Here is a 22,618-nt window from a genome sequence, read left to right as displayed (position 1 = left end):
TGACTGGCCTAGGCTGTCTTAAAGTTAAAATTTAATCAAGACTTTTTTCTGTGCACGGTCTCTGCTGGAATTCTGATTCCCAGAGATGTACGAATCGGGTCGCACTGATTGCACCCCATTGAAATGGCCTTGTTGCGTAAAGAGTGCGAAGTATAAGGCCCCCTTATCCGAATCATTCTTATCTCATGGACTTGGCAATCGCGATGTCAGGCGCGGTGTCGCCATTCAACACGGCGGAGCAGATCTGGCGTTTTTCGACTTGGCGATTAGAAACACGTGAGCCAACCCCTTTGAAGTGGTCCTCCAACGATGCGCGAAGTCCGGTAGGATTTCGACGAACAGGAGGACTACGAAATGGGAGGTCGCGAACGATCTGAGCGGCGAGATCACCAATCTCTTCCGCGTGTTGCAGCGCCATTATCCCCAGCTGATGGAGGTGATGCGCTTCCAGATCACCTCGCGCCGCGAGTTCGAGCGGCTCCGGTCCTGCGATCCGGCCACGCTGACCGATCTGGAACGTGCCGCGCGCTTCCTCTATCTGCAGCGGCTGGCCTTCGGCGGCCAGCTCGGCGGGGTCTTCGGCGTGGCGCCCGACCAGAGCGCCCGGTTTAGCCTGGCCAAGATCGGCCCGCTGCTGGACGCCGCCCATGACCGGCTCGATGGCGTGATCTTCGAGAACCTGCCCTGGCAGGAGGTGCTGGCCCGCTATGACGGCCCGCAGGCGCTGTTCTATCTCGATCCGCCCTATTGGGGCAGCGAGGACGATTACGGCAAGGGGCTCTTCGACCGCGACCAGTTCGCCGAGCTGGCCGAGCGCCTCGGCCGGATCAAGGGCGCCTTCGTGTTGTCGATCAATGACCGGCCCGAGATCCGCGCGCTGTTCGGCGCCCTCCGGATCGAGGAGGTGCGGCTGACTTACTCGGTCTCGAAGAGCGGCGCGACCGCCGCGCGGGAGTTGATCATCGCCAATAGCGAGGTCAGGGTGGGCCTCGTATGAGTTCCCCCGGCCCGGTCGGCGTTCAACCGGATCTTGGGGGCGCCCGCGATCCGGTCAACCTGCTGCCCGTCAGCGCGTCGGCGGACCGCTCGAAAGGCGCGCGCAGGCCGCTCGACTGGTTGCCGCCGGATCCGGGCTTCCGCTGTCAGTATGTCCTGCGGTTCCGGCGGATCGCCGCGAGCTACGGGTGCAGCATACCGCTGCGGAGGAGCGGGAGCTGGTCGCGCTGACCGGGCGGCTGTGTGGGACATAAGGGCGGAGAGATGCCGTTCAAGACCGTTCCCAGCCATCGGCCGAACTTCCCAGAACCGGACCCTCCTGCACCGCCCCCTCCCGGCACTGGCGCCTTTTCTCCGATCGAACTCTCGATTGATCAGAGCAGCTGTTTGACCGGCCAAGGCTCTTTGAGCGAAGCTGAAATGTGTTGTACGCTTTACGACAAGAAATGGAGAGCGGACACAGGTTGCAGAGAAGCCACTAAAAACTTTGACGCAAGAGCCGTGGTGATGCAGCCTGATGGGATCCGCTCGAATTTTTTCAAGCTAATGTGCGTTGCCTTCACAAGGCACTCGGAATGAGTGCAGGCCAATATTAAAAGTCGGTCGCAGGCATGAAACAGTTGAAGGGTTCCATGGAATCATGATCGTGCAGCTCTCGGGGCCAACTGGCAGTGGCAAAAGCACCGCTGCAAACGTCTTACATGATGTTGGATTCTCAATAATACGCGAGCGGTATGCAAATTCATCACCGATGCCAAACACCACGACTTTTCAGTCCTATTCCTTTCAAATTCAAAAGGGCATAATGGTTTCGCGCTTGGAAAGCCTATGTGCTATCAAGGGTACTTCCCTCGTTGTGATTGACCGTAGCGTCGATGAGGATTTTCATGTTTTTTGCCGCCTCTTCCACCTGATAGGTCTTCTGAACGACGAGCAAATTCTAGAGCTTTTCAAGCTGTATAGTAGGGTTAAGAGAAAGTTTCCGCAACCTGATCGGGTATTCTTTTTCTCCGCGCCTCGTGATGCACTCAGGGAAAGGCTTTGCAAGCGCGGCGAGGGAAAACTCATATTGGACACGATAGATCTTCAGCTGGATCTATATAGGGAATGGCGGCAATCCGCCCCACTTTCATTCATTGATCTGGATACAAGTCGTTTAAGTCTGGATGAGTGCAGGGCATTCATGAGGGGTGCAATCAATGCTTAATCGCTGGAAAGTGAATTCTATCTTTATTGTATTCATCAGTGTTGTTGTGGTTCTCACAGCAACTGAGGCTTACCTCATCATTAAAGTTGCTGAGGGCAATACGAGTTGGGTCTCCGGAGCAACCTCCCTCATAACATTACTTTTCATTTCAACCGCCGGAAAGGTCTTCTTGGATATTAGTCGTCGAAGGTTTCTTGAGGGTGATAGGCTCCCAATTTCCTCATTAAAAGAACTTGCCGCCGAAAAAGCGAGAGTTTCATCAAATCCAAATCAGACCGATATCGGAAGGAGAGTTGAAATGATTCGTTCAATCCTAAATTTTTTAAGATCTCGAATTCCAGACTGGGCAAGTGGTACGCATTTTGAGATCTGTGTGTTTTCCGATAAAGAGTTCCCAACTATGGTCGCCTATACCGATAGCGCCCTTCAGTCTCGCAACCGCAGCATTACCAATCGGGAGGCAGATCCTGATTATTATCGGAGTGAGAAATACGAGGCGGTAAAGCTATTAGATAACCCCCAAAGCCAGTTTTACTATGTGAATGACACGAGGGAGCCAACATTCGGATACATATTTGTACGAGAAGAGCAAAGGCAACAGATCCGCTCTTCTCTTCTCGTCTGCACCGATACCGACTGCCCCCTGGTTCTTGTGGTGAGCAGCAATGCCGAGAACGCATTTGATCTAAAGGAGATGGATTTCGATTCTTTGATTCGGTTCGTGGTAGAAATGATTCACGAGCAGACCTCTGATGGGAAATTTTCAGAACTGTATAGGGCCGCGCACCCTGATCTTTTCCGGGCGCGCGTTGTGCTTGATCGTAAATCGTTAGAAAATTAAGAGGCGCAATTGTCTAGCCCCAACGTGGTATAATCCACCTTGGGTGGCAGTCACGGCTCTGTTGCACAAAGCTCGTGGGCGATTCACCTTGTGAATCCAGCGTGATAGCTGGAGGGGATGAGCAGACCATCCACCCCGACCTACAAGATCAAGAACTGGCGGTCCTATAACGAAGCGCTCAAGCGCCGGAGCTCGCTGACGATCTGGTTCGATCCCGAGATGACGTGGGAGGCCAGGCCGACCGGCAAGCGCGGCCGGCAGCCCACCTACAGTGACGCGGCCATCCAGACCTGCCTGACGAGGCTCTGTTGCACAAAGCCGCTGACGACGGAGCTACCCCTTTCCCGGACACACTTATGCCACGGCCTCGGTCACGGGTATGCCGAGCGCGGTGAAGCCGTTCATGACGGCGACACGAACCTGAAGCTCGGCAACCTGCCGGTCAGGCTCCCGCGCCATGAGGCGTTGGCCCAACAGCTTCATGCAGTGCATCTTGGTTTCGGCCCGACTTCTGCGATGGTAGCCACTCCACTTCCGCCAGATCTTCCGGCCCAGGCGTTTCGATGCGCGCAGCGCCTCGTTGCGGGCAATCGCGCCTGCGCTGCCAGGCTTCCAGGGTTTGGCATTTTTTCGCGGAGGAATGACGGCGTGGGCGCCCCGGTCGGCAATGGTGTCGTGACACTTGCGCGTGTCGTAGGCACCATCTGCGGTGACACTGTCGATCTCCTGATCGAGCGGGATCTGGTCGAGCAGTTCCGCAGCATGGGGGCATCGCCAATATCGCTACTGGTGAACTCGACGGCCCGGATTTCCAGTGTTTTCTCATCGATCCCGAGGTGAACCTTGCGCCAGATGCGGCGTTTGGCGCCGCCATGCTTGCGCGCATTCCACTCGCCTTCACCCTCGACCTTGATGCCATTCGGCATTGTCCTCGGACCAATGGCGGTCAGTGCCTCATTGTCGATCAGCAGGTGCAGCGGTCCCTCCGATCCCCGATACGGAATGTTCACGTTCAGGGTCTTCTGGCGGCGTGACAGCGTGCTGAAATCCGGCACCGACCAGTCCAGCCCGCTCAACTGCAGAAGGCTCTCGACGAAGCCTGTCGTCTGCCGGGTCGACATTTTCGCTCGGACCAATGGCGCTCCAATGTCGACCATGCCAAACAGGACTTTCATCGTCAGGCAGGTCTGGATGGCCGCGTCACTGTAGGTGGGCTGCCGGCCGCGCTTGCCGGTCGGCCTGGCCTCCCACGTCATCTCGGGATCGAACCAGATCGTCAGCGAGCCCCGGCGCTTGAGCGCTTCGTTATAGGACCGCCAGTTCTTGATCTTGTAGGTCGGGGTGGATGGGCTGCTCATCCCCTCCAGCTATCACGCTGGATTCACGAGGTGAATCGCCCACGAGCTTTGTGCAACAGAGCCGAGTTGAGCGCAAACGTTTTTGAATACACAAATAATTCCCGTTCACGAGTAGAGAAATCGCCAGTCGGAAGCGTGAGGGAAGGCCTCAACTCTTCTCAAGGCAGCATCCGGAAATGCCTCCGCCCGACCTTCCGGCCACATGATTGCCGCAACAGAAATTCGCATAAATGCGTAGTGCAAAAGTCAACTAAGGAGCCAGAGAAAGAGATCGCGATCACTTGACTTGATAGAGTTGATTTATCTCTCCAGAGATGTCCGGTCGCCCTAAAAATTTTTCAATTGCATCGTTTGTCTGGTCAATCACTTCCTCCAAATAACCCGCATGCACATCAAAGACAACATTTCTGTTTTTCCTGCCCCTACTATCCACTTTTTTCCCAGAGAATAGGCGAATATCCCCTTCGATAATCTCATGGCACCTGACCTCAGGAGATTCCTCCATAACAATTGGGAGCGCAAATGCTCGCAACTTGATGTCATACTCTTCACCCTCCATTCGAAAGACAAAGAAGCTGTCCCGGTGTTTTGAAAATTCTCTAATGGCATGAGCATCCGATGAGGATTTAGGGGGGATGCGATTCGGGCTCTCCTCCGTGTCCCAAGCTGCCGTAATTGAGGCAATGCGCTTACCGCCACAGGTTATCTTAAATACATCTAACAGGACCCGCGACTTCTCCATCAACTCAGTACCGGCACAATACACCTTTGTCATTTTTTCATACGTGCTGTACGGAACATCGAATGACTTTACGAAATGGTCCTGCAAGCGAACACCGCGATCCTTAAGCAACATTGTCTCTGATTCATTAAGAAATTTTGTGTTTGGCCATGAGAATATATTACCTGCCCTGCAGGTTGGGGGCAGCGTGAACGTTTTTACGCATCTGACTTTGGTCAATTTCGTTAGGGTTCCCGAGGCACTCCTAATCAACGCTGCGTGCGCGTCAGACATAAGCAAGCTCACAAAATTCCACTTTCATTGTCGAGATCATTTTGGAAGATTCGACTGCGAGATCTGATCTAGCATTGTTCATGCCTCTAGCGACTTTTTTCGCTTGTCGACTCTATGTGATCAGTGGACTTTCGTTTCCTCTAGGCGTCAAGAGGAGATCCTGCTTACGACTGAATAGTCGCACCTGACACTGATCCGCCCCTCCCGGGTAATGCCTCAATTTTCAAAGACCGCTTCGCGCATACTTCGCTGCCGGTTGTCCAGGGCGCAGCGAAGGTCTGCTCCCGCCCTACCCGCGACCGCCAGTCGACCCGGAGGGGCAGCGCAGCCGCTTTGGACGGTTCGGTCCCTCGGCCTGCCCTGTGTGAGCGGCGGTTATCGGTATCGGGCATACGGCGGGGTCCCAGCCGTGGGGCTAGGTGTGAAATCTCCGAAGGTTGTTCATCCTCTGCAGGGTTAGGCAGCAATCGCCAAACTCCAGCTCGGGACCCGCAAGGGAGATAGCCAACGAGACGCGCGTTGGGGAAGGGATTGAGCTTTGCCGTCGCCGGTCGCCCACATGCCCTAGATACGTATGAGCAGTCCTGATGAAGTCCCGTTTACACGGGTCGAGACTGCGGGAAACGGCATCATTTCAAGAACGTATAGGGAATAATACATGTACATACACCCCCGGCAGGCCCTCCGAAGGCAGAGGCCAGAGGTTCGAATCCTCTCGGGTGCGCCAGAAAAATCAGATAGTTACGCCTCACTTCTCCTCTTGTGAATTCGCCTTCGGTGCGGTTTCGGTGCGGATTGAAGCTCAAGTGCGGCGATCCATGGCCTCGACCGCGCTCTGCATATGGTCCGGTGCATGGTGCCCATATCCCGTCGGCCGCCGGTCGACGAGCACGATTTCTTCGAGGGACGCTATCTCCCACCTGCCGTGGAAGCGGCCGACCAAGGAAATGTTGCCCCCGGGAATGTCGGGGGCACCCCACCGGCGGATGCAGCGCCACCGCGGATCGAGATCGAGGTGACCATCACCGACCTGTCGGAGGAACAACTCGCCCGTTTCGGCGGCAGCATCGAGTGGCTCAACACGGTCGATGGAACCCTGTTCACAGAAGCGAACCCCGCCGGCATAGATGCAGCGGCCATCAACGCGGCGCTGCGCGTCACTTTCATCGGTCAATATGATCCCGACGAGGACGACTTCACCGGCATCACCTATTTTACCCGCAGCCTGACCGAGGACGACACGCCCACGCCATTCCGCAAGAACGATAAGCAGCATTGCGGCTTCCTGTTTCTCCGTTCGCTCAGGACCGGGTCGCGCGCGCTCAGCCTTGAGCATGGCAGCCTGCTCGACATCATCCTCCGCCTAAAGGAGATCCGCCCTCGACTTTGGGAGGGCACACTCGAAGCACTTTCCACCCTGGACGTGGCGGGCGCCCCTGAAATGGGCATCAGCGGGGTCCTCGAAAGCGTGAATGCCTCGCTCAAGAAATATGTTCCCCGTGAATGGGGTGCCCAGCCGCAGCTTCGCGTCTCCAGCCTGACGCGCGAGCATTTGCGCAAAGTGATCACTGCCTTTATCGCCACCGGAAATGGTGACCATGCCGCGCCTTTCTATCGGCAGGGGACGGGCACCATTAATATGCTCGTCCTAGCGCTTCTCTCTCAGATCGCCGAGGACAAGCAGAATGTGATTTTCGCCATGGAGGAGGTCGAAACGGCCATTCCTCCCTATGCGCAGAAGCGGATCGTCCATGAGTTACGCAAGCTCGCGGCCCAATCGATCATCACCTCGCATTCCCCCTATGTCCTGGAAGAGTTCAGTCTTGACGAGACCGTCATCCTTTCACGGACTGACCAAGGCGTGCTCAGCCAGTCGTCGATTACCCTACCCGACAGCGTGAAGCACAAGCGCTACCGTCAGGACTTCCGCACCAAATTTTGCGAAGGGCTGCTGGCGCGCCGGGTGCTTATCGCGGAAGGCGATTCCGAAGCAACAGCTCTGCCAGTCGTCGCGCGCCGGCTCTCTGATCTCAATCCGACAGCCTACACCCAGATCGAAGCCTTGGGCATTACTATAGTTAACGCGAAGACCGAGACTCAGATTGCAGATCTGGGCAAGCTCTATGCTGGGCTGGGCAAGCGAGTGTTCGCGCTGTGTGATCTGCAAACAGAGGCGGCACAGCAGGCGATCGAGGCCGAGGTCGAACACCTGTTCATGCATCCAGAAAAAGGCATTGAAGAACTTGTCCTGAAGAACACCACTTCGGAGGCAATGAACCGCTTCTTGAAGTCGCTGGCCTGGCCGCAGCATCTGGCGGCAAAGCATGCGGGCGCTGACGTGAATATGAAAGATGCGCTGATGGACTATTTTCAGTGGTCGAAGGGCAACTGGGGCATCGCCGACTTCCTCGCCCAGTGCTCAGAGGCCGAGATACCTCTCTGGTTTCGCCAGACCTGCGCACGGCTGCGCGAGCTGTGCGATCCGCCCCCAGCTCCGCCGGCGGCGGGGCCAGAAACTGGCGGTGACGGCGACGATTTCGACGTCCTTTCCGGCTTATAGCGGTAAGAATCATGGTCGACCTTACGCCGAAGCAGCAGATCGTACTCGCGGTCGCCGGCCATCAGCTGGTCACCGGCGGCCCTGGCTCCGGGAAGACAACGGTGTCGATCCTGAAGGCGGCAAAGATCGCCCGCGAAACGCTCAAGCCCGGGCAGCGTGTCCTCTTTCTTAGCTTCGCGCGCGCGACAGTATCCCGTGTCCTCGAAGCAATCGACGAGGAACAGGACATCTCGCCCGCCGATCGGAGCCGGATCGAGGTCGACACTTATCACAGCTTCTTCTGGCGGCTGCTCAAGACGCACGGCTATCTGGTCGGCCTGCCGCGCAGGATCTCGATCCTCACGCCGCCTGGCGAGGCGATCGCCTTGGCTGAAATTCGCCGGGAATATGGCGCCGACAAGAAGCTCGACGATGCCGAGCTAGCCGAAAAGCGAACGCGCGAGAAGGCTGAGCGGCACCGCCTTGCGTTTGCTGAGGGGAAAATCTGCTTCGATCTGTTCGCCGATCTCGTAGGGCGGCTTCTAGAGGGGTCGGCCAAACTGCGAGCGCTCACTGCCATCACCTGGCCCTGCATCATCTTCGATGAATTCCAAGACACAAGCGCGGGTCAGTGGCGCGTCGTAAAGGCGCTTGGCGACCGTTGCTCCTTGATCGCGCTAGCTGACCCCGAGCAACGCATTTTCGAGTTTATCGGCGCCGATCCCGCCCGCCTTGACCATTTCAAGGTTGCGTTCGCTCCGACCTTCACCGAGCTCGGCTCGGATAATCACCGCAGCAAGGGCACGGACATTCTGCTCTTCGGCAACGAGGTGCTGACCGCCAACTTCAGCAAGTCCGAGTATGCTGGCATCGCTTTTTGCGGGTTTCCGTCTAACCGGAACCAGGCCTATGCAGCGCTAGTCACACAGGTCTTGCAGGCGCGTGCCCGGTTGATCGCCACAGGACGGCCCGATTGGTCGCTGGCAATCCTCGTTCCGACCAAGCGGATGATGCGGATTGTTTCCGATATCCTGCGCGAACCGTTCGGCAACGTGCCGGCCATCGCCCATGCCGCCTCGATCGATATGGAAGGACCGATCTTGGCAGCCGACGTCATTGCGCTACTACTCCAGCAAGCGTGTGGTGCGGATGACCTCGACCAGTTGGTCCATCTGATATGCCAGTACCTTCGCGGCCGTGGGGGATCTGACCCAGGCAAGGGTGATCTGGGAGATGCGATCAGACTGGAGAGGGCGCTGGCGAAATGGAACCAGCGGATCGCCGAGGGACGCGCACCACACGCGAACAGCGTCATCCAGCCTATCGCCGCCGTACTCTACGCAAGTCAGCAGGTTGTCATGCTCGGCGATCCTGACAAGGACTGGATCGCCATTCGCGCCAAGCTTGCTGATGGAGCGTGTCCCCGACTACGGGCGATTGCGAACGACGCCCGCAACGTGCGTCTGCTCGAGCGGGGCAATATGCTGCGCAAGACGTTGGAACAGAACTGGCGAGAGCGAGGTCGCTATGCTGATGCGCTTGACATCACACGGCTGGCGTTCGTTCAGGACCATTTCGCCACCACGCAGCGCCCCGAGACGGGCATCGTTGTGATGAACATGCACAAGGCAAAGGGAAAGCAGTTCGACGAAGTGATCATCTTCGAAGGATGGCCGGTGCGGGTCGGCGGGGAGGTCAAGGCGAACCCGGATCGGATCGTCCGCGAGAACAAGGGAGGCGGCGACCTTTCCCAGGCTCGCCAGAATTTTCGTGTAAGCGTTACCAGGGCCAAATTGCGCACCACGATCATGACGCCAGACGACGACGTCTGCATTCTTCTGAAATCTGGCTGAGAGATGGCTCATGTCATCTCAGGCATGACTCTCAGAGATTGTGGCGACGCACCCGCGGCTTATTCCGATTCCACGTTTAGGCGATCGCCGTCAGCCCTCCAACGACCGACATGGAGGCGCGAAGCGGACACAGAGCGCGATGCTCGTGGACGGCCATTTTGGCCGATCACAACCGATTCTCGGGCTCCCGTATTGGCGTACGCCAATATAAGGTGCCTAAGGAGAGCGTGGAATAGACCAATTAGGTGGCCCTTTGTAACGCTTACGGAACAGCCGGCTAGGTTGCCCGTGGTGTAGGTCGCAGGCGGTTCATCCCCGCGTGTGCGGGGAACAGGTGTAAGACCACCCATCAGGCAAAATGGACTGCGGTTCATCCCCGCGTGTGCGGGGAACAGCGAGGAAGGCATAATGACCGCTGACCCAGTCCCGGTTCATCCCCGCGTGTGCGGGGAACAGTGGGACATCACGCGGGATGTGACGCTTCAGGGCGGTTCATCCCCGCGTGTGCGGGGAACAGCGCGAGGGCGGCTTTCAGGATGAATTGCAGAGCGGTTCATCCCCGCGTGTGCGGGGAACAGCCAAATAGACGCCGCAAGAGCTACCGGAACTACGGTTCATCCCCGCGTGTGCGGGGAACAGGTGCTGACGGCCCTCAGCATCGCGCGGGGGATCGGTTCATCCCCGCGTGTGCGGGGAACAGCGGGTCATCGATCCCGGCGCGACCGGCGGCGCCGGTTCATCCCCGCGTGTGCGGGGAACAGGAGCCGCCTGCTGTTCTCCACCGTCTTTTCGTCGGTTCATCCCCGCGTGTGCGGGGAACAGAGGTTCGTGTCGAAATCGAACATCGCAGACAGCGGTTCATCCCCGCGTGTGCAGGGAACAGCAGCGCCAGGATCGTGTCATCGTCCAGGTCGTCGGTTCATCCCCGCGTGTGCGGGGAACAGTTGTTCAGCGTGATCTCATCCTTGGTCTTCACCGGTTCATCCCCGCGTGTGCGGGGAACAGGCCCTATCGGCCGAGGCCTCCACGGCTTACGGCGGTTCATCCCCGCGTGTGCGGGGAACAGGCCCGGGCGAAGGCAGCGCGGGCTAGCAACGGCGGTTCATCCCCGCGTGTGCGGGGAACAGGTATCGGCCAGATCCTTCGTCTTCTTCTTCACCGGTTCATCCCCGCGTGTGCGGGGAACAGATCATCGCATCGGCCACGCCATTGGCCTCAAGCGGTTCATCCCCGCGTGTGCGGGGAACAGATGTCGGTGATCTCCTTCTTGTGCTCGTTCACCGGTTCATCCCCGCGTGTGCGGGGAACAGACTGGTGGGTTGAGGCGCCGCGTCAAAATTGTCGGTTCATCCCCGCGTGTGCGGGGAACAGTAGAGGATCAGCCCCGTGGTGACCGGCTGGATCGGTTCATCCCCGCGTGTGCGGGGAACAGCGCGGACGCGGTCCAGCGGGTCGTCTGTCATTCGGTTCATCCCCGCGTGTGCGGGGAACAGTCCTGGTCCTCGGGCAGGTAGTAGAGGGGGAACGGTTCATCCCCGCGTGTGCGGGGAACAGGCCCGATTGACGCGGTCAAACCTGCCAATGGCCGGTTCATCCCCGCGTGTGCGGGGAACAGCCAGGCCCGGGCAGGCGGTGCCGCATGAGCCTCGGTTCATCCCCGCGTGTGCGGGGAACAGACAATCTCGCCCCGGTGAAACTCCACGAACTTCGGTTCATCCCCGCGTGTGCGGGGAACAGAAATCCTCGGGCGCGAATGTGGCCATCTATTGCGGTTCATCCCCGCGTGTGCGGGGAACAGATCCTGAACTGGCTGATCGGCGGGCTGACCGACGGTTCATCCCCGCGTGTGCGGGGAACAGGAGGGCGATCCTGTCTGGGGCCCCTGGCAGAGCGGTTCATCCCCGCGTGTGCGGGGAACAGCAGCAGCGCGCCGGTAACCTTGTCGGTCACGTCGGTTCATCCCCGCGTGTGCGGGGAACAGGCGATCTTCTGCTCGATTTCGCCAAGCTGCGCCGGTTCATCCCCGCGTGTGCGGGGAACAGGTTATCATTGGCGCCGATGCTGACGATGGACACGGTTCATCCCCGCGTGTGCGGGGAACAGTCTTACTGCAAACCGTTGATCTAAAAAAATTTTCACGATGTCAAAGAGCCTACCATCCTCTTCCGCCTATCGGCTTGGTGGCTCGGGGAAGAAACTGACCAATTTCAATCCGTCGAAATCCACCGGCATCCTGCGGTTCTGGCCTGCCGTCACGAAATCGTAGCCCTGATCGGTCGGTGCCTTCCAAACCATGACGGCATCCCCCTTATCAAGCCCGGCCAGAACCTGTTCCCAGATCATCTCGCGCGTCCGGGCCGAATAGTCGCCGACATAAACCCCTGCGCGCACCTCGACCAACCAGGCAGACAGCCTGCCCCGAAGGCGCGGTGGGGCGTTGGAGACGACAACAACCAACATAGACTATCGGTGGCCGGCATCGCCCGTCGGCGGCGCATCGGGAAAAGCGGGAGAAACGGCCTCGGGCGGCGGCTCGGGACGAGGAAGGTTTCCGGCCGAGAGAACCTCCTCGATGGCAGGAATGATCCTCTTTAGCAGGCCGGTACGACGAAAGGCGTCACGACAGGCGAGGCGGACGGCCCGGTCCGGCGCCATGTCGAGTCTGCCCTTCCCCGCCTGCCCCGCGATCCGGAAAGCTTCCGGCACAACGGTTTCCAGTTTGTAGAGATCGGCGATGTCATAGACAAAAGAGAGAGGCTTGCCGGTATGCAGGAACCCGATGGCAGGAGCGTAACCTGCGGCCAGCACCGCCGCCTCGGTCAGCCCGTGCAGGCAGGCTGTCGCCGCAGACAGACAACGGTTCGGCACATCGCCTGCTTCCCAATCCTTCGGGTCATAGGATCGGCGCTTCCAGTCGACACCGTATTGTCTGGCCAGGAGAGTATAGGATTCACGGACCCGCACGCCCTCTATGCCCCGCAACTGATCGATCGATCGCCGCGACGGTGCATCTTCTCCGAAACGCAGTGCGAACATCTTTCGGACCACCCGCAGCCTTGCGGCATCGTCGAGCGCGATGGATGCCTGCCACAGCAGCCGGTCCGAGCGCGCCCCTCCCGGTTGCCCGGCGGAATAGAGCCGCACGCCCCCTTCCCCGATCCAGGTGATAAGGGTGCCGACGCGGGCCGCTAGCGCCACCGCGGCGTGAGAGATCCGCGCCCCCGGCTCGAGCATGATCCCCGCCAGCCCGCCAACAGGGATCTGTGTCCGCGTGCCGTCGGCGTTGACGGCAACAAAAGCGCCGTCTGCCACGTCGAGCTGGGCGCGTTCAACGAACACTAGCGAGGATCTGTCCTTGAGAGCAATGGGCCGCGGCGGCGCGAGGCCCGGGAGGTTTCCCTCGCTCACGACGCGCGCCGGATCAGCATCAGGCCGCAGCCGAAGGCCTTGGCGCGCCCGAACCCACGGGCAAGCTGCCCGAGGAAGGCTGCTGGATCGCCGATTTCAATCCGGCCCGAAAGATCGACAATCCCGAATTGCGGCTGCCCCTTCCGTGGACCGCGATAGCCCGGCAGCACCTCGGCCGCGTAGTCGTCAGCTTCCGCTCTGACCACCCTAAACCCGGCGGTCTCGCCCTGCCGTTCAAGCCAAGCTTTGCCTTCACGGCCGGCCACCACCATGCGCTCAGATGCGCGGGTACCTTTCGGCAGTCCGTAAAGCGCATCCATCACCACGTCGACACGCTTTCCGCCCCGTTTCATCCGCGTGGCATTGGCGCGCAAGGTAAAGTCGAGCAGCGCTCCGGCAGCCAGGGCGGGCGCAAAGTCCTTCACTTGATGCGGCTCAAACAGATCCATCGGCTGAGGCGGGCGTTCCGAGAGCGTGAGAAAGCCGCCGTCGTGATCTTCCCGCCAGAGAAAATCCCGGCGGCGGTCGGGGCCGTCCGCGAAGGCGGCCCAAAGAAGCTTGTGATGGGCCGATCTGCGCGGGCCGCTAACGGGGGGCGACAACAACCCCGAAAGGGCTTGGGCCGAGGGGCTGCGCGACAGGCGGATGCGGCTGAGATAGAGGGTCATCCAGCGCCTCCGGGAACGATTTCGACGTTACGAACCGTGACGCGGCGGGGCGTGAAATGCCGACGTCGCCGGTCGCCGGGAATGTCGTGGACGATCTCGCCCTCTTCCGAGCCGCAAACAAGAAGCCTGGCGGCGACGGGTGCGCCACGACGATCCAGCCTGCGCCATGGCGGCAGATCCAGATGGGTCAGCGCCTCCTCTGCCGACACGGCATCGACGACCTTTGCCCCGGGGGGAGCCGCGAGGGGGCAGGACTTTCGGCCGAGATAGAGAGTGTAACGGGGGCGCCTCAGGGCGGCAGCAATCGCATCGAGTTCCTCCCCCCAGACAGCGATCCCATAAAGTGGCCCGGCACGATAGTCCCGTAGGGTAATGGTCGTATTGGTACGCCCCCGCGCCGCAGCAAGCGCCTCGGGGCGGGAATTGGGATGCTTCACCGCAGCCGAGGGCACGGTTTCCACGGTGTGGTAGTCCCGCAGGGACGCGCCCGTATCGAACACGGCAACGGCCAGACCGAGCGCGTCCAACTTCGAGAAGTCGCCGCCGCGCTCGATCCCCATCGCGGCGCCCAGAAGCCCTAGGATCGCGGACCGGCCAGGCCAGATCAGGGAACCGCGCCGCTCATGCCCGGCCAACTCGCCCATAGCGCCCAGCGACGCTGTGATACTGAAGACCAGATAGGGCTGCATCAGGCGTCTCGCACGGCATCACCCGCAAACAGGACGATCTCGTCCAGCGTTCCGCCGACCCCAACATGCATTATGCAATCGGCGTCCCATGCCTGCCCATAGGCCGCATCGATGTCGTCCCGGGTCCGGACCAGCGACGCCACCGAGTTGTCAAGGATCGGTTGCTCCCTGATCGGCGAGAAGAAGGCCCCGGAGAGATCCCGTGGCGCCTGCGTCCCCTTTTCGGCCAAAACGTAATGAGCCCGCGGATGATGGGCAAAACTGTTCTGCTTGCCACGCGGCGAGGTCTGAGCGATCGCACGCGCCAAGGCCTCGGCGCCCTTCGCAGCAAGGTCACGATCACCGTCCAAATTCTCGACCAGAAGATCTGCATTCACGCAAACATACTGGTAATAGACGCCCGACCCGAACGCCGTTTCTCCAAGATGCCCGGCCCCGGTATCCTCGGCTTTGTTCAGGTCATCCACAGCCGAGAACCAGTCTTCCTCGGCCTGGGCCGTATGGGTCGTTATGGCATGGGCGACCTGGACTGCGGCGTCGCGGTTGAAATCGGCATCGGCAGCCAGCATCCGCCCGAACATCGCGATATCGACGGCTCCATCGGCGTGGCGCAGGACCAGTTTTTTCAGATCCTTCTCCTTGGGCATATCTTCACCGGCAACGATCTTGCCCACTAGGTCCTCGGCCAGACGCCATTCTTCCGGCGAGACGAACGCAAGGGTCGACGCCACGCGGTTTCCATCAGCCTTGTTCGGCGCTTCCAGCTTACCGAATATCTCTGCCACCTGGGCAGCTGCTTCGGATGCCACATCACCCGGAACACCTTGCGTGTCCAAGTGCTCGACAAGCTTTTCAAAGAGCCGTTTGGTTCGGATGCCCATGTTCCCCTGCAGATCGAGCTCGAAGAACGCGCTCTCGCGCAAGGCACGCTTGACGGATTGTGAAGACATCCGCAGTCGCGGACTGCCCCCCACCATGGCCTGCTTGGGACGTCCCTGATCGTCACGGTTCGGGTTCGAAGGGCCATAGGTCGTCAGCAGATGAAACTGCAGAAACGTGCTCATTTAACGCTCTCCTTGAGGTCGTCCCTGGGGGCGTCGGCCCCAAAGTAATGGAAACACCAGCGCGGCCGGGCCTCCTCCCAATAGAGAAGATCCTGCGCCAGAGCAGCAACGTTGCAGCGACGGTCCGCCATGCCGACAGCACGCCGCAAGAGCGCGATCAACTCATCGCATTCCGCCCTCATGAGGCGCTGAAACCTGAGCGGTGACATTGTCGGATCGCTCCCGCCCAGCCGTCGGGCAAGTGTCGCGGCATCCTCTTCGCGCACCTCTGCCAGCAGGCATACCAGCCGCACAAGACTGTCCGCCCTTCCAGGCCCCATATGCAATGCCCTAGCCAGTTCCATGACGGCGGGCTCGCACAGCGCAGCCATCGGCGCGGCCCGGCGGAGCCGCGCAGCCAGCGCCCGTGCGGCGGCGCTCTCGCGGGCGCCAAGATTCGCGCGCCACCACCCACGGGCGATTGCCCCTGGGGATTTCGGATCGTCGCTCATGCCGATTTCCTCGTATTACCCCTCACCGGAGGCTCCATGCCGAGATGCTGGAAGAGAGCCTTCCCCTGCTTTCCGTAGCCTGCAAAGCAGCCCGACAAGGTTTTCCGCGCCTCGACAATCTCCCGGATCCGGTCGCTTTCCCTTCGATCAAGTCCGGGCATGGCGAGCGCATCGAACTGGCTCAGGGCTTGCCTGCGCAGGTCGTTCAGCCAGTCGGCGCAAGGGCTTCCCCCGGCTTTCACTGCCTGAATGTGATCGAGGAACATGCCCTCGGTTGCCGCAAAGAATGCCTCTCGTGCAGCCTCCCGGGCGTCGCCTTCTGACAACACGGCTGCAAGCGCGCCGCGCAGCGCCACAGCTGCCGCATCGGCGGCAAGGATCAATCCAACCAGCATGTCTTCGGCCGCAATGGGAAGGTCGAGAAAGGGCTGAACCGACAGGACAAAGTCACGCGGCTTCATGTTGTCCATCGCCCAGCCCGCAACGATCACCGAGGCCTCTCCCCCGCGCTGCCCCCAATCGCGAAGCGACAGCGACAACTCACTGTTCTCGCTCCCGGTCTCGCGCGCGATCACCCCAAGCCAGTTGCGATAGCCGAACCGACCGGGACGCGGGTGCTTGGGCAACCATTCCGCACCGGCCTTAAGCCGGTAATATGGGCTCAAGGGATGCTTCCACAACGCGTAGTGCGCCCCCCACGGCTTTTGGATGACGCCCTCGATCCCCGCGCCGGAGCCGACAAGCCGCAGCCGCCGCGGCATGCCAAAAAAGGCCTCAGCCGAAAAGACCTGCCCCTCTGGCGGATGGCTCTTCTGGCCCTTCTCAGACAGGCGGGTGGGTTTCATCCAGGGCAGGATATCGGGATCGGAAGACCTGCCGCAGGGCACATTCGCCCAGACCAGCGACCAGAGCCCATCTCCCGGGTCGACCATAGTCACCAACGGGCCGCCGCCCCGCATCGACGTCCGGTTGCCGGCGCCCCCCGAAGGCGCATGCGCCTGAAAAGTGTAAAGCGCCATGGCGGCCAGCGGCAGATCGAGCATGCCATAGCGGTCGCGATGCACCATAAGATCGGCATTGTTCTTCGCCGTATTCGCCCCGGCGCTGTCGATGAACAGCATATCGACCGGGTTCGGCGTCCCGTCCAAAGGGGCCAGATCCTGCAAGAACCTCGGCCCGTCGCCCAACAGATCGAAGGCCACCGCAAAGCGTGCCAGCTTTTCCTTCAAACGATCCGGATCAGGCGCAAGGCGCCGTTGCCAGTCACCGTTGTTCGCGGGCGGATCGGCTAGAAAAACCAAGCCAATCAGAAGCTCATAGCACGCCAAATTCAAATCGGGACGAGGCCAGTCCGGGCGGAGGATGCCGGGCTCGGCTATTTGCCAGGGAGCAACAACCTGTCTTGAGCCGTCCTCGCAGAGAACCGGAATCCAGGGGACTTCGATCAGATTGAGCACTCTTTAAATTAGCTCCGTTTGCAGAGAAGTCTGAAACAGACAAGCATTCGGCGCGTCACCTGTAAATGGGGCTAAATGCCCACCTTGGTGGCTATTTCCCAAAGATCAGCCCAAGTCTTTCATCGTATCGCAGGCCCGCGCAGATATGTCCGTCTTCCGCAACGGGGCACAAGCGCTGCTCGGCACGCTTCCAGTCCGGCCAATCCCGTGTGATCGCCATGATCTCCGGAGCGGACTGATCCGGAAGAGGCAGTGCGTCGAGGCGAGAGCGGCGCGCCGAGACCTCGGACAGCGCCCAAGCTTCGAACATGTCGACCGACCATGGAACAAGCCTGCCATCCTCCCAGCGGGCCAAGACCAGAACGCGTTGCTCCTCTCCGAGGCGCGTCGGATAAATGGCATCGTCATTGGCCTGCCCGCCCATGCGATAGCCCGCCTCCAGTTCGACGATATTCTGCGCCGCATGTCCGCGAGCTGCAGCCCCCTTCCCATCCGCTGCGGTTTCGGCGTCGCTCAAAACATCGGGGGCAGGAATGGGCTCCTTCCCATGCACCGCCTCGATGAGCGTTCGCAGACCGGAAGGCGCCTCTATCCGCCCCGCGTCAAACAAGACCTTAGCCGTGCGCCACTGATCGGCGACAGGATAAACATAGGCACCCCGGTCGAGAACGGATTGCAACCAGCGATCGCTGGTGACTTCCCCGGGATCTGGGGACAGGACATGCAAGATCGCGGCTGGAACCGGGCGCTCAGCCCGAGGCCGGAGATCCATATGTCGCCACAGCCGTCCAGCCCGCTGAACCAATGCGGCCATCGGGGCCAGATCGGATACCATCACGTCGAAATCGAGATCGAGCGAAGCCTCGAGAACCTGCGTTCCGACAAGAACGAACCCAGAGCGGTCGACGCCCGCCTTGCCAGCCCGTGCCAGTATCTCAGCCTCGATCCGCTTGCGGTCAGAAAGCGCAAAGCGCGCATGTATCAAGCGGGCTTCGATGCCTCTCGATCGCAGCAACTCGACGGCCGAAATGGCATCGTCCACCGCATTGCGCACCCAGACACAGGCGCTTCCCCGACCGGCACGTTCGGCCAAAATCGCGACAGCATCATCTTGATTGGCCAGCCGCACGACTTGTACCGCTCCCTTAGGACCCGTCGCTTGTGGCAGGTCGGTCCTAGCGACACCTCCCGCGACCGTCAGCGCCGGATAGGCAGGACTGTCCGAGAGGCCTCCATAGATCGACAGAAGCCGCGCCCTTTGCGCCATTGGAAGCGTGGCCGTCAGCAAGATCGCAGATCCGCCGACCGCGCGATGCATACGCAAAAGAGCCTCCAGCTCGGCACCGATATACGGCTCGCCCAACTCATGCACCTCATCCACGATGAGGATCTTCGAAGACAGCCCGAAATGGCGCAGGGCCTGAAACTTTACGGGCAAAACCGAAAGGAGCGCCTGGTCGATGGTCCCCACCCCCACATCGGCCAGCAATGCCCGTCGTCGGCTTTCGGCAAGCCAGTCCGAGCAAGTGGCGTCATCTTCGCTACGGGCAGTCGAATTCACAATGTCACGGAAAGCAACGGACAACCCTGCCCGACCATGAGCCAGCGTGAGCGACGCGTCCTTGCCAAACATTTTCCCGACGACATCTGCCGCACGCCGAAACATCGCATCCGCCGTTGCCATGGTCGGCAGGGCGACAAACATTCCCCGCCCCTTGCCCGCCAGCAGCATTCTCTGCGCCAGCAGAAGTGCCGCTTCGGTCTTCCCGGCGCCGGTCTCATCCTCGATCACAGCCAGCATCGGGCCCTCGATCATCGGAACCTCGGCACAGGCGGTCTGCATCGGACGCAACGCGAAGTCGAACAACCGCACGTCCCTCGTCAGCGCGCCGGACAGACCAGCCCCTCGCACCGCGTCGACTGCGACTCTGCGCGTTCCGTCTAGGTATTCCTTGAGACTGGTAATCTCCGCCTGGGGCTGGAACCATCTTGCATTCGACCCGACCCAGTCGGCAGCGGTGCAAATTCCGGGCAACCACCAAGACAATGTGACGGCGTGATCTTCCGTCACTTCATCAAGTGAAGAGTCCGGCCAGAGCTCGCAAAGCCGCGAAAGGGTCGTGGCGGCATCGACTTCTGCGCTACCGATTGCAGCAAGAGCAAGCCGGTAGTCGCGGGAACGCCGACCTGGATAGCCAAGACCGCCCAGATCGAGCTTGGACGGGCGACCATGATGCCCCGAAACAGATGCATATAGTAATTGACGAACCCACGGGGTGCCGCCCAGATGCCCGGCCAGAATAGGATCGAATTCGTAAAGCAGCACCTCGGTCAATTGCCAGTGGCGGAACCTTTGAGGCGCCCGTTTCTCGAGCATGCACCGAAAACTGTCGCTGATCTTGCCAAGATCATGCAGGGCCGAGAGCAGAACCAAAGCATCGCGAAGTCTACTGTTCAATCCGAAAGGTTCGATCATACGTTCAAAAACCGCAGCCACGTCAAGCATATGATAAGCTGCGGGATGTGGCCTCGAACCGCTTATCGAAGCGCTCTTTCCCGGCCAATCAAGGATGCCCATGATCATCCTCGCAAAATATACTGCGCATCATTCGTGACGCGTATTAGTGCATATTTGCCCATCGTTCCACCCAATCACAGTGCCGAGCCTCTTTTCATACGTCTACTTTGGAAAGCTCCGGTGCGGTTTCGGTGCGGTTTGCGTCAAATGACACGGCGCGAAATGGATACAAATAAAGAACATTTGAGGAATTTAACACGAATATTCGCGCTCCCTCTGCCCTCCGAAGGCAGAGGCCAGAGGTTCGAATCCTCTCGGGTGCGCCATAAAAATCAGATAGTTACAGAAGTTTCGCGGCGCTGTCCGTTTCGAGAAGTCCCGCTCCAGTCCCAGACAGGGGTTTTCGGGCCTCATTTCCTGCGATCCATCGCCTCGACGGCACTCCTCTGGTGGTCGGGGCTGTGATGCCAGTAGACGCGCTCGATGGTTTCCAGAGATGTCGAAAAATATGAGGCAACGTCAGGAAGAAACGCGCCGCGCTGCACCGCCCAGGTGATCGCCGTGTGCTTCAGGACATGCGGCGTGATGTATTTCCGGCCGCCCTTGCCGTCGGGCATGGTGAGATCGATCTCTATCCCCTGCCCGGCCGCCAGCTCCTCGGCCAGCCGAACCGCCCGCGCCCAGCCCTTCCGGATGTCGCCGACCCTGTATCCGTCGCAGTCCTGGACCACGAATCGCCGCCCGTTCGCAGCCTGGCGCCGGAGATTCGCGAGATAGCGCGGCGGCAGCCGGGCGGGACGCTGCCGCTTCTTCGTCTCGGCCTTGCCCATCGGCTTGCGGTAGAGGATGCCGTTCACGGTGTCGACATGGCCGCCGGAAACGCTGGACATGTCGATATGCATGGCAAGGATCGTATCCTTGCGGCCGCCCGTATAGAGGCCGTGCAGCGGCCGGGCGGCCTTATGGCGGATCAGAAACCTCTCGACAGGATCCCCCGCCGCACGGGAGCTATCGGCAGTCCAAGGAACAGCTGCGCCTGCTGATCGACGGCACTGCCATAAAGCTAGGAGGCGAGGTCGCTTGGCACGCCCGCAAGCCTGGCGGCCCCAAGCGACCCATCTGGCGCAAGATCCGTCTCGGGATCGACGAGGAAAGGCCGGAGGTTCGGGCCATGGAGATCACCGGGCGCCATAGCGGCGATGCGCCGGCATTCCCGGGTCTGCTCTGCCGGATCCCGGCGCACCGGCAGATCGGCAGCGCTGCGCCTGCGAACGCAGATGACGCCCATCACACCCGCAAATGCCACGATGCCATCGCCGGGCCCGGCGCGGTCATTCCTCCCCGCAAGAACGCGTGGGCCTGAAAGGCCGTCACCGTCGGAGCCATGGCCCGAAACGAGGCCCTGCGTACTGCGCATTATCCCGGCCGAACCTTCTGGCGACGATGGCGCGGAGACCAGCGCCGCAGCCGCGTCGAAACGCAGATGGGCGCATAACAGTGCCGGGCCCGCGGCTCATGGCACGGGACCTCGACCGCGAGGTCGCCGACGTCAGGCCCGCATCGCCGCTCTGAACCGCGACACCGTGCCCGGCAGATCCGTCACCGAGCCTGCGGGAAAATCCTGCCCCGGGAAAGGGGCCCCCCCGGCCCTCAGCCGATCCGCGCAACAGGGCCCGATCTGCTCGCGGAAGATCGAGGGCACCGGGCGCCACCCTGTCTTGCGCTGCGGGCAAGAGAACCAGCTTCGCCGCGGGTCGGAACACGACCCAGCCAGACCGGATCGGCGACCAGTGCATCCTGCAAGCCGGTTTCTTTCGACACGATCGACGGCCAGCCCCCTCGCAATGGCAGTCTGCCCTCTTCCGTGCTAGCGTCGAGCGGCGCCCGGCCCGAGCTGTTCTTCGAGCCGGAGAACCGGGGCGCAAGATCATGCAGGGCTCTGGAAGCCAGGAGGGGCGCACGCGCCATGTTCAGAATTTCCGACGCGCTGAAGCAGCGCTATCCTACGGCCGAGACCTTCCGGTTCGGGGACAGCGCCGCCTCGTCCGAGACCCTGCTCTCGCTGGTGCGCTCGGGGAAGAAAACGGCGACCTGCGGTGCCTTGCGCGATTACGAGAACGGTGAGCCCATGCCGGCGATCGGGCGGCGGGACATTGCGCTGAGCTGGGACGGGACGCCTGCCCTCGTCATCGAAACGGTCGAGCTGGTTCAATGCCGCTTCGACGAGGTGACCGAAGCGATGGCGCTGGCCGAAGGCGAGGATGACAGCCTTGAAGGCTGGCGCAAAGGACATGGCAGCTATTTCGAGCGCAATGGCGGATTCTCCCCCGATCTGCAGATCCTCTGGGAGCGGTTCATCCTGATCGAAGATCTCTGCGGGGAAAACGACGCGCCTGACCGGGCCCGCAGCCCGGCGGCCCCCGGAGCGTAAGGCGTCGTCCGGTCAGCCCGCGCAGCACCGTGGCGCTGCGGGATCGAGAAGCATGCAGCCGATCCGGCGCGGGCGTTGCGCCC

General features: G+C 60.6%; 16 protein-coding genes, 3 pseudogenes and 1 CRISPR repeat array. Of the genes and pseudogenes, 8 read left to right on the top strand and 11 right to left on the bottom strand.

The features are described 5' to 3' along the window. Positions 1 to 295: 295 nt before the first annotated feature. The 4 genes and pseudogenes from B5V46_RS07785 to B5V46_RS07770 all read left to right on the top strand — a co-directional run. On the top strand, positions 296 to 997 hold the full coding sequence (locus B5V46_RS07785; protein ID WP_155773982.1) for a DNA adenine methylase: 702 nt from the start codon (positions 296 to 298) through the stop codon (positions 995 to 997). A gap of 639 nt (positions 998 to 1,636) precedes the next feature. Continuing rightward, positions 1,637 to 2,203 carry a deoxynucleoside kinase gene (locus B5V46_RS07780; RefSeq protein WP_080616071.1) on the top strand — a complete coding sequence of 189 codons (567 nt, stop codon included), beginning with the start codon at positions 1,637 to 1,639 and terminating at the stop codon, positions 2,201 to 2,203. Further along, on the top strand, positions 2,196 to 3,044 hold the full coding sequence (locus B5V46_RS19700; RefSeq protein WP_155773981.1) for a hypothetical protein: 849 nt from the start codon (positions 2,196 to 2,198) through the stop codon (positions 3,042 to 3,044). The genes B5V46_RS07780 and B5V46_RS19700 overlap by 8 nt, the downstream gene beginning before the upstream one ends. Before the next feature lie 117 nt (positions 3,045 to 3,161). Continuing rightward, positions 3,162 to 3,344 (top strand): annotated as a pseudogene (locus tag B5V46_RS07770) (transposase); the annotation flags it as partial. A 54-nt stretch (positions 3,345 to 3,398) separates the two neighbouring features. On the opposite strand, the pseudogene B5V46_RS07765 reads toward B5V46_RS07770, so the two are convergent. Then, positions 3,399 to 4,402: pseudogene (locus B5V46_RS07765) on the bottom strand (IS5 family transposase). Between the two features lie 277 nt (positions 4,403 to 4,679). Next, on the bottom strand, positions 4,680 to 5,258 hold the full coding sequence (locus tag B5V46_RS19695) for a hypothetical protein (protein WP_155773980.1): 579 nt from the start codon (positions 5,256 to 5,258) through the stop codon (positions 4,680 to 4,682). A gap of 1,174 nt (positions 5,259 to 6,432) precedes the next feature. Between B5V46_RS19695 and B5V46_RS07760 the strand changes: the two genes are divergently transcribed. Continuing rightward, positions 6,433 to 7,977 (top strand): ATP-dependent endonuclease, encoded by a 1,545-nt coding sequence (locus tag B5V46_RS07760; RefSeq protein ID WP_231119261.1) that lies wholly within the window; start codon positions 6,433 to 6,435, stop codon positions 7,975 to 7,977. Positions 7,978 to 7,988: 11 nt separating this feature from the next. After that, complete coding sequence (locus B5V46_RS07755; RefSeq protein ID WP_080616068.1) at positions 7,989 to 9,809, top strand: UvrD-helicase domain-containing protein; 1,821 nt, start codon at positions 7,989 to 7,991, stop codon at positions 9,807 to 9,809. Positions 9,810 to 10,114: 305 nt separating this feature from the next. Continuing rightward, positions 10,115 to 11,912: direct repeats of the CRISPR family, unit length 29 nt; unit sequence CGGTTCATCCCCGCGTGTGCGGGGAACAG. 66 nt (positions 11,913 to 11,978) lie between these two features. Here the strand turns inward: B5V46_RS07755 and cas2e are convergent. The 9 genes from cas2e to B5V46_RS07710 form a co-directional block, all read right to left on the bottom strand. Then, positions 11,979 to 12,269: a type I-E CRISPR-associated endoribonuclease Cas2e gene (cas2e, locus tag B5V46_RS07750; protein ID WP_042461665.1), complete on the bottom strand. Its 291-nt coding sequence runs from the start codon at positions 12,267 to 12,269 to the stop codon at positions 11,979 to 11,981. A gap of 3 nt (positions 12,270 to 12,272) precedes the next feature. Next, on the bottom strand, positions 12,273 to 13,217 hold the full coding sequence (gene cas1e / locus B5V46_RS07745; protein WP_080616067.1) for a type I-E CRISPR-associated endonuclease Cas1e: 945 nt from the start codon (positions 13,215 to 13,217) through the stop codon (positions 12,273 to 12,275). Beyond that, a complete protein-coding gene (gene cas6e / locus B5V46_RS07740) occupies positions 13,214 to 13,885 on the bottom strand; it encodes a type I-E CRISPR-associated protein Cas6/Cse3/CasE (protein ID WP_080616066.1) in 672 nt (223 codons plus the stop codon). The genes cas1e and cas6e overlap by 4 nt, the downstream gene beginning before the upstream one ends. Continuing rightward, positions 13,882 to 14,574 carry a type I-E CRISPR-associated protein Cas5/CasD gene (gene cas5e / locus B5V46_RS07735; protein ID WP_080616065.1) on the bottom strand — a complete coding sequence of 231 codons (693 nt, stop codon included), beginning with the start codon at positions 14,572 to 14,574 and terminating at the stop codon, positions 13,882 to 13,884. The genes cas6e and cas5e overlap by 4 nt, the downstream gene beginning before the upstream one ends. Further along, the gene (gene cas7e, locus B5V46_RS07730; protein ID WP_080616064.1) at positions 14,574 to 15,638 is read right to left on the bottom strand and encodes a type I-E CRISPR-associated protein Cas7/Cse4/CasC; all 1,065 of its coding nucleotides are present in this window, start codon (positions 15,636 to 15,638) and stop codon (positions 14,574 to 14,576) included. Before cas7e ends, cas5e begins: the two co-directional genes overlap by 1 nt. Then, the gene (gene casB / locus B5V46_RS07725) at positions 15,635 to 16,129 is read right to left on the bottom strand and encodes a type I-E CRISPR-associated protein Cse2/CasB (protein ID WP_080616063.1); all 495 of its coding nucleotides are present in this window, start codon (positions 16,127 to 16,129) and stop codon (positions 15,635 to 15,637) included. Before casB ends, cas7e begins: the two co-directional genes overlap by 4 nt. Further along, positions 16,126 to 17,586 carry a type I-E CRISPR-associated protein Cse1/CasA gene (casA, locus tag B5V46_RS07720; protein ID WP_080616062.1) on the bottom strand — a complete coding sequence of 487 codons (1,461 nt, stop codon included), beginning with the start codon at positions 17,584 to 17,586 and terminating at the stop codon, positions 16,126 to 16,128. Before casA ends, casB begins: the two co-directional genes overlap by 4 nt. A 91-nt stretch (positions 17,587 to 17,677) precedes the next feature. Further along, positions 17,678 to 20,164: a CRISPR-associated helicase/endonuclease Cas3 gene (locus B5V46_RS07715; RefSeq protein WP_080617986.1), complete on the bottom strand. Its 2,487-nt coding sequence runs from the start codon at positions 20,162 to 20,164 to the stop codon at positions 17,678 to 17,680. A 350-nt stretch (positions 20,165 to 20,514) separates the two neighbouring features. Then, positions 20,515 to 20,994: a hypothetical protein gene (locus B5V46_RS07710; protein WP_155773979.1), complete on the bottom strand. Its 480-nt coding sequence runs from the start codon at positions 20,992 to 20,994 to the stop codon at positions 20,515 to 20,517. 119 nt (positions 20,995 to 21,113) lie between these two features. On the opposite strand from B5V46_RS07710, the pseudogene B5V46_RS20480 reads away from it, so the two are divergent. Both B5V46_RS20480 and B5V46_RS07700 read left to right on the top strand, forming a co-directional pair. Then, a pseudogene (locus tag B5V46_RS20480) lies at positions 21,114 to 21,720 on the top strand (transposase); the annotation flags it as partial. 350 nt (positions 21,721 to 22,070) lie between these two features. Next, positions 22,071 to 22,535 carry an ASCH domain-containing protein gene (locus B5V46_RS07700; RefSeq protein WP_080616060.1) on the top strand — a complete coding sequence of 155 codons (465 nt, stop codon included), beginning with the start codon at positions 22,071 to 22,073 and terminating at the stop codon, positions 22,533 to 22,535. Positions 22,536 to 22,618: the final 83 nt, after the last annotated feature.

The sequence above is a fragment of the Rhodovulum sp. MB263 genome (assembly GCF_002073975.1).
Lineage (GTDB): Bacteria > Pseudomonadota > Alphaproteobacteria > Rhodobacterales > Rhodobacteraceae > Rhodovulum.
This window is presented reverse-complemented; position numbering and strand designations above follow the sequence as displayed.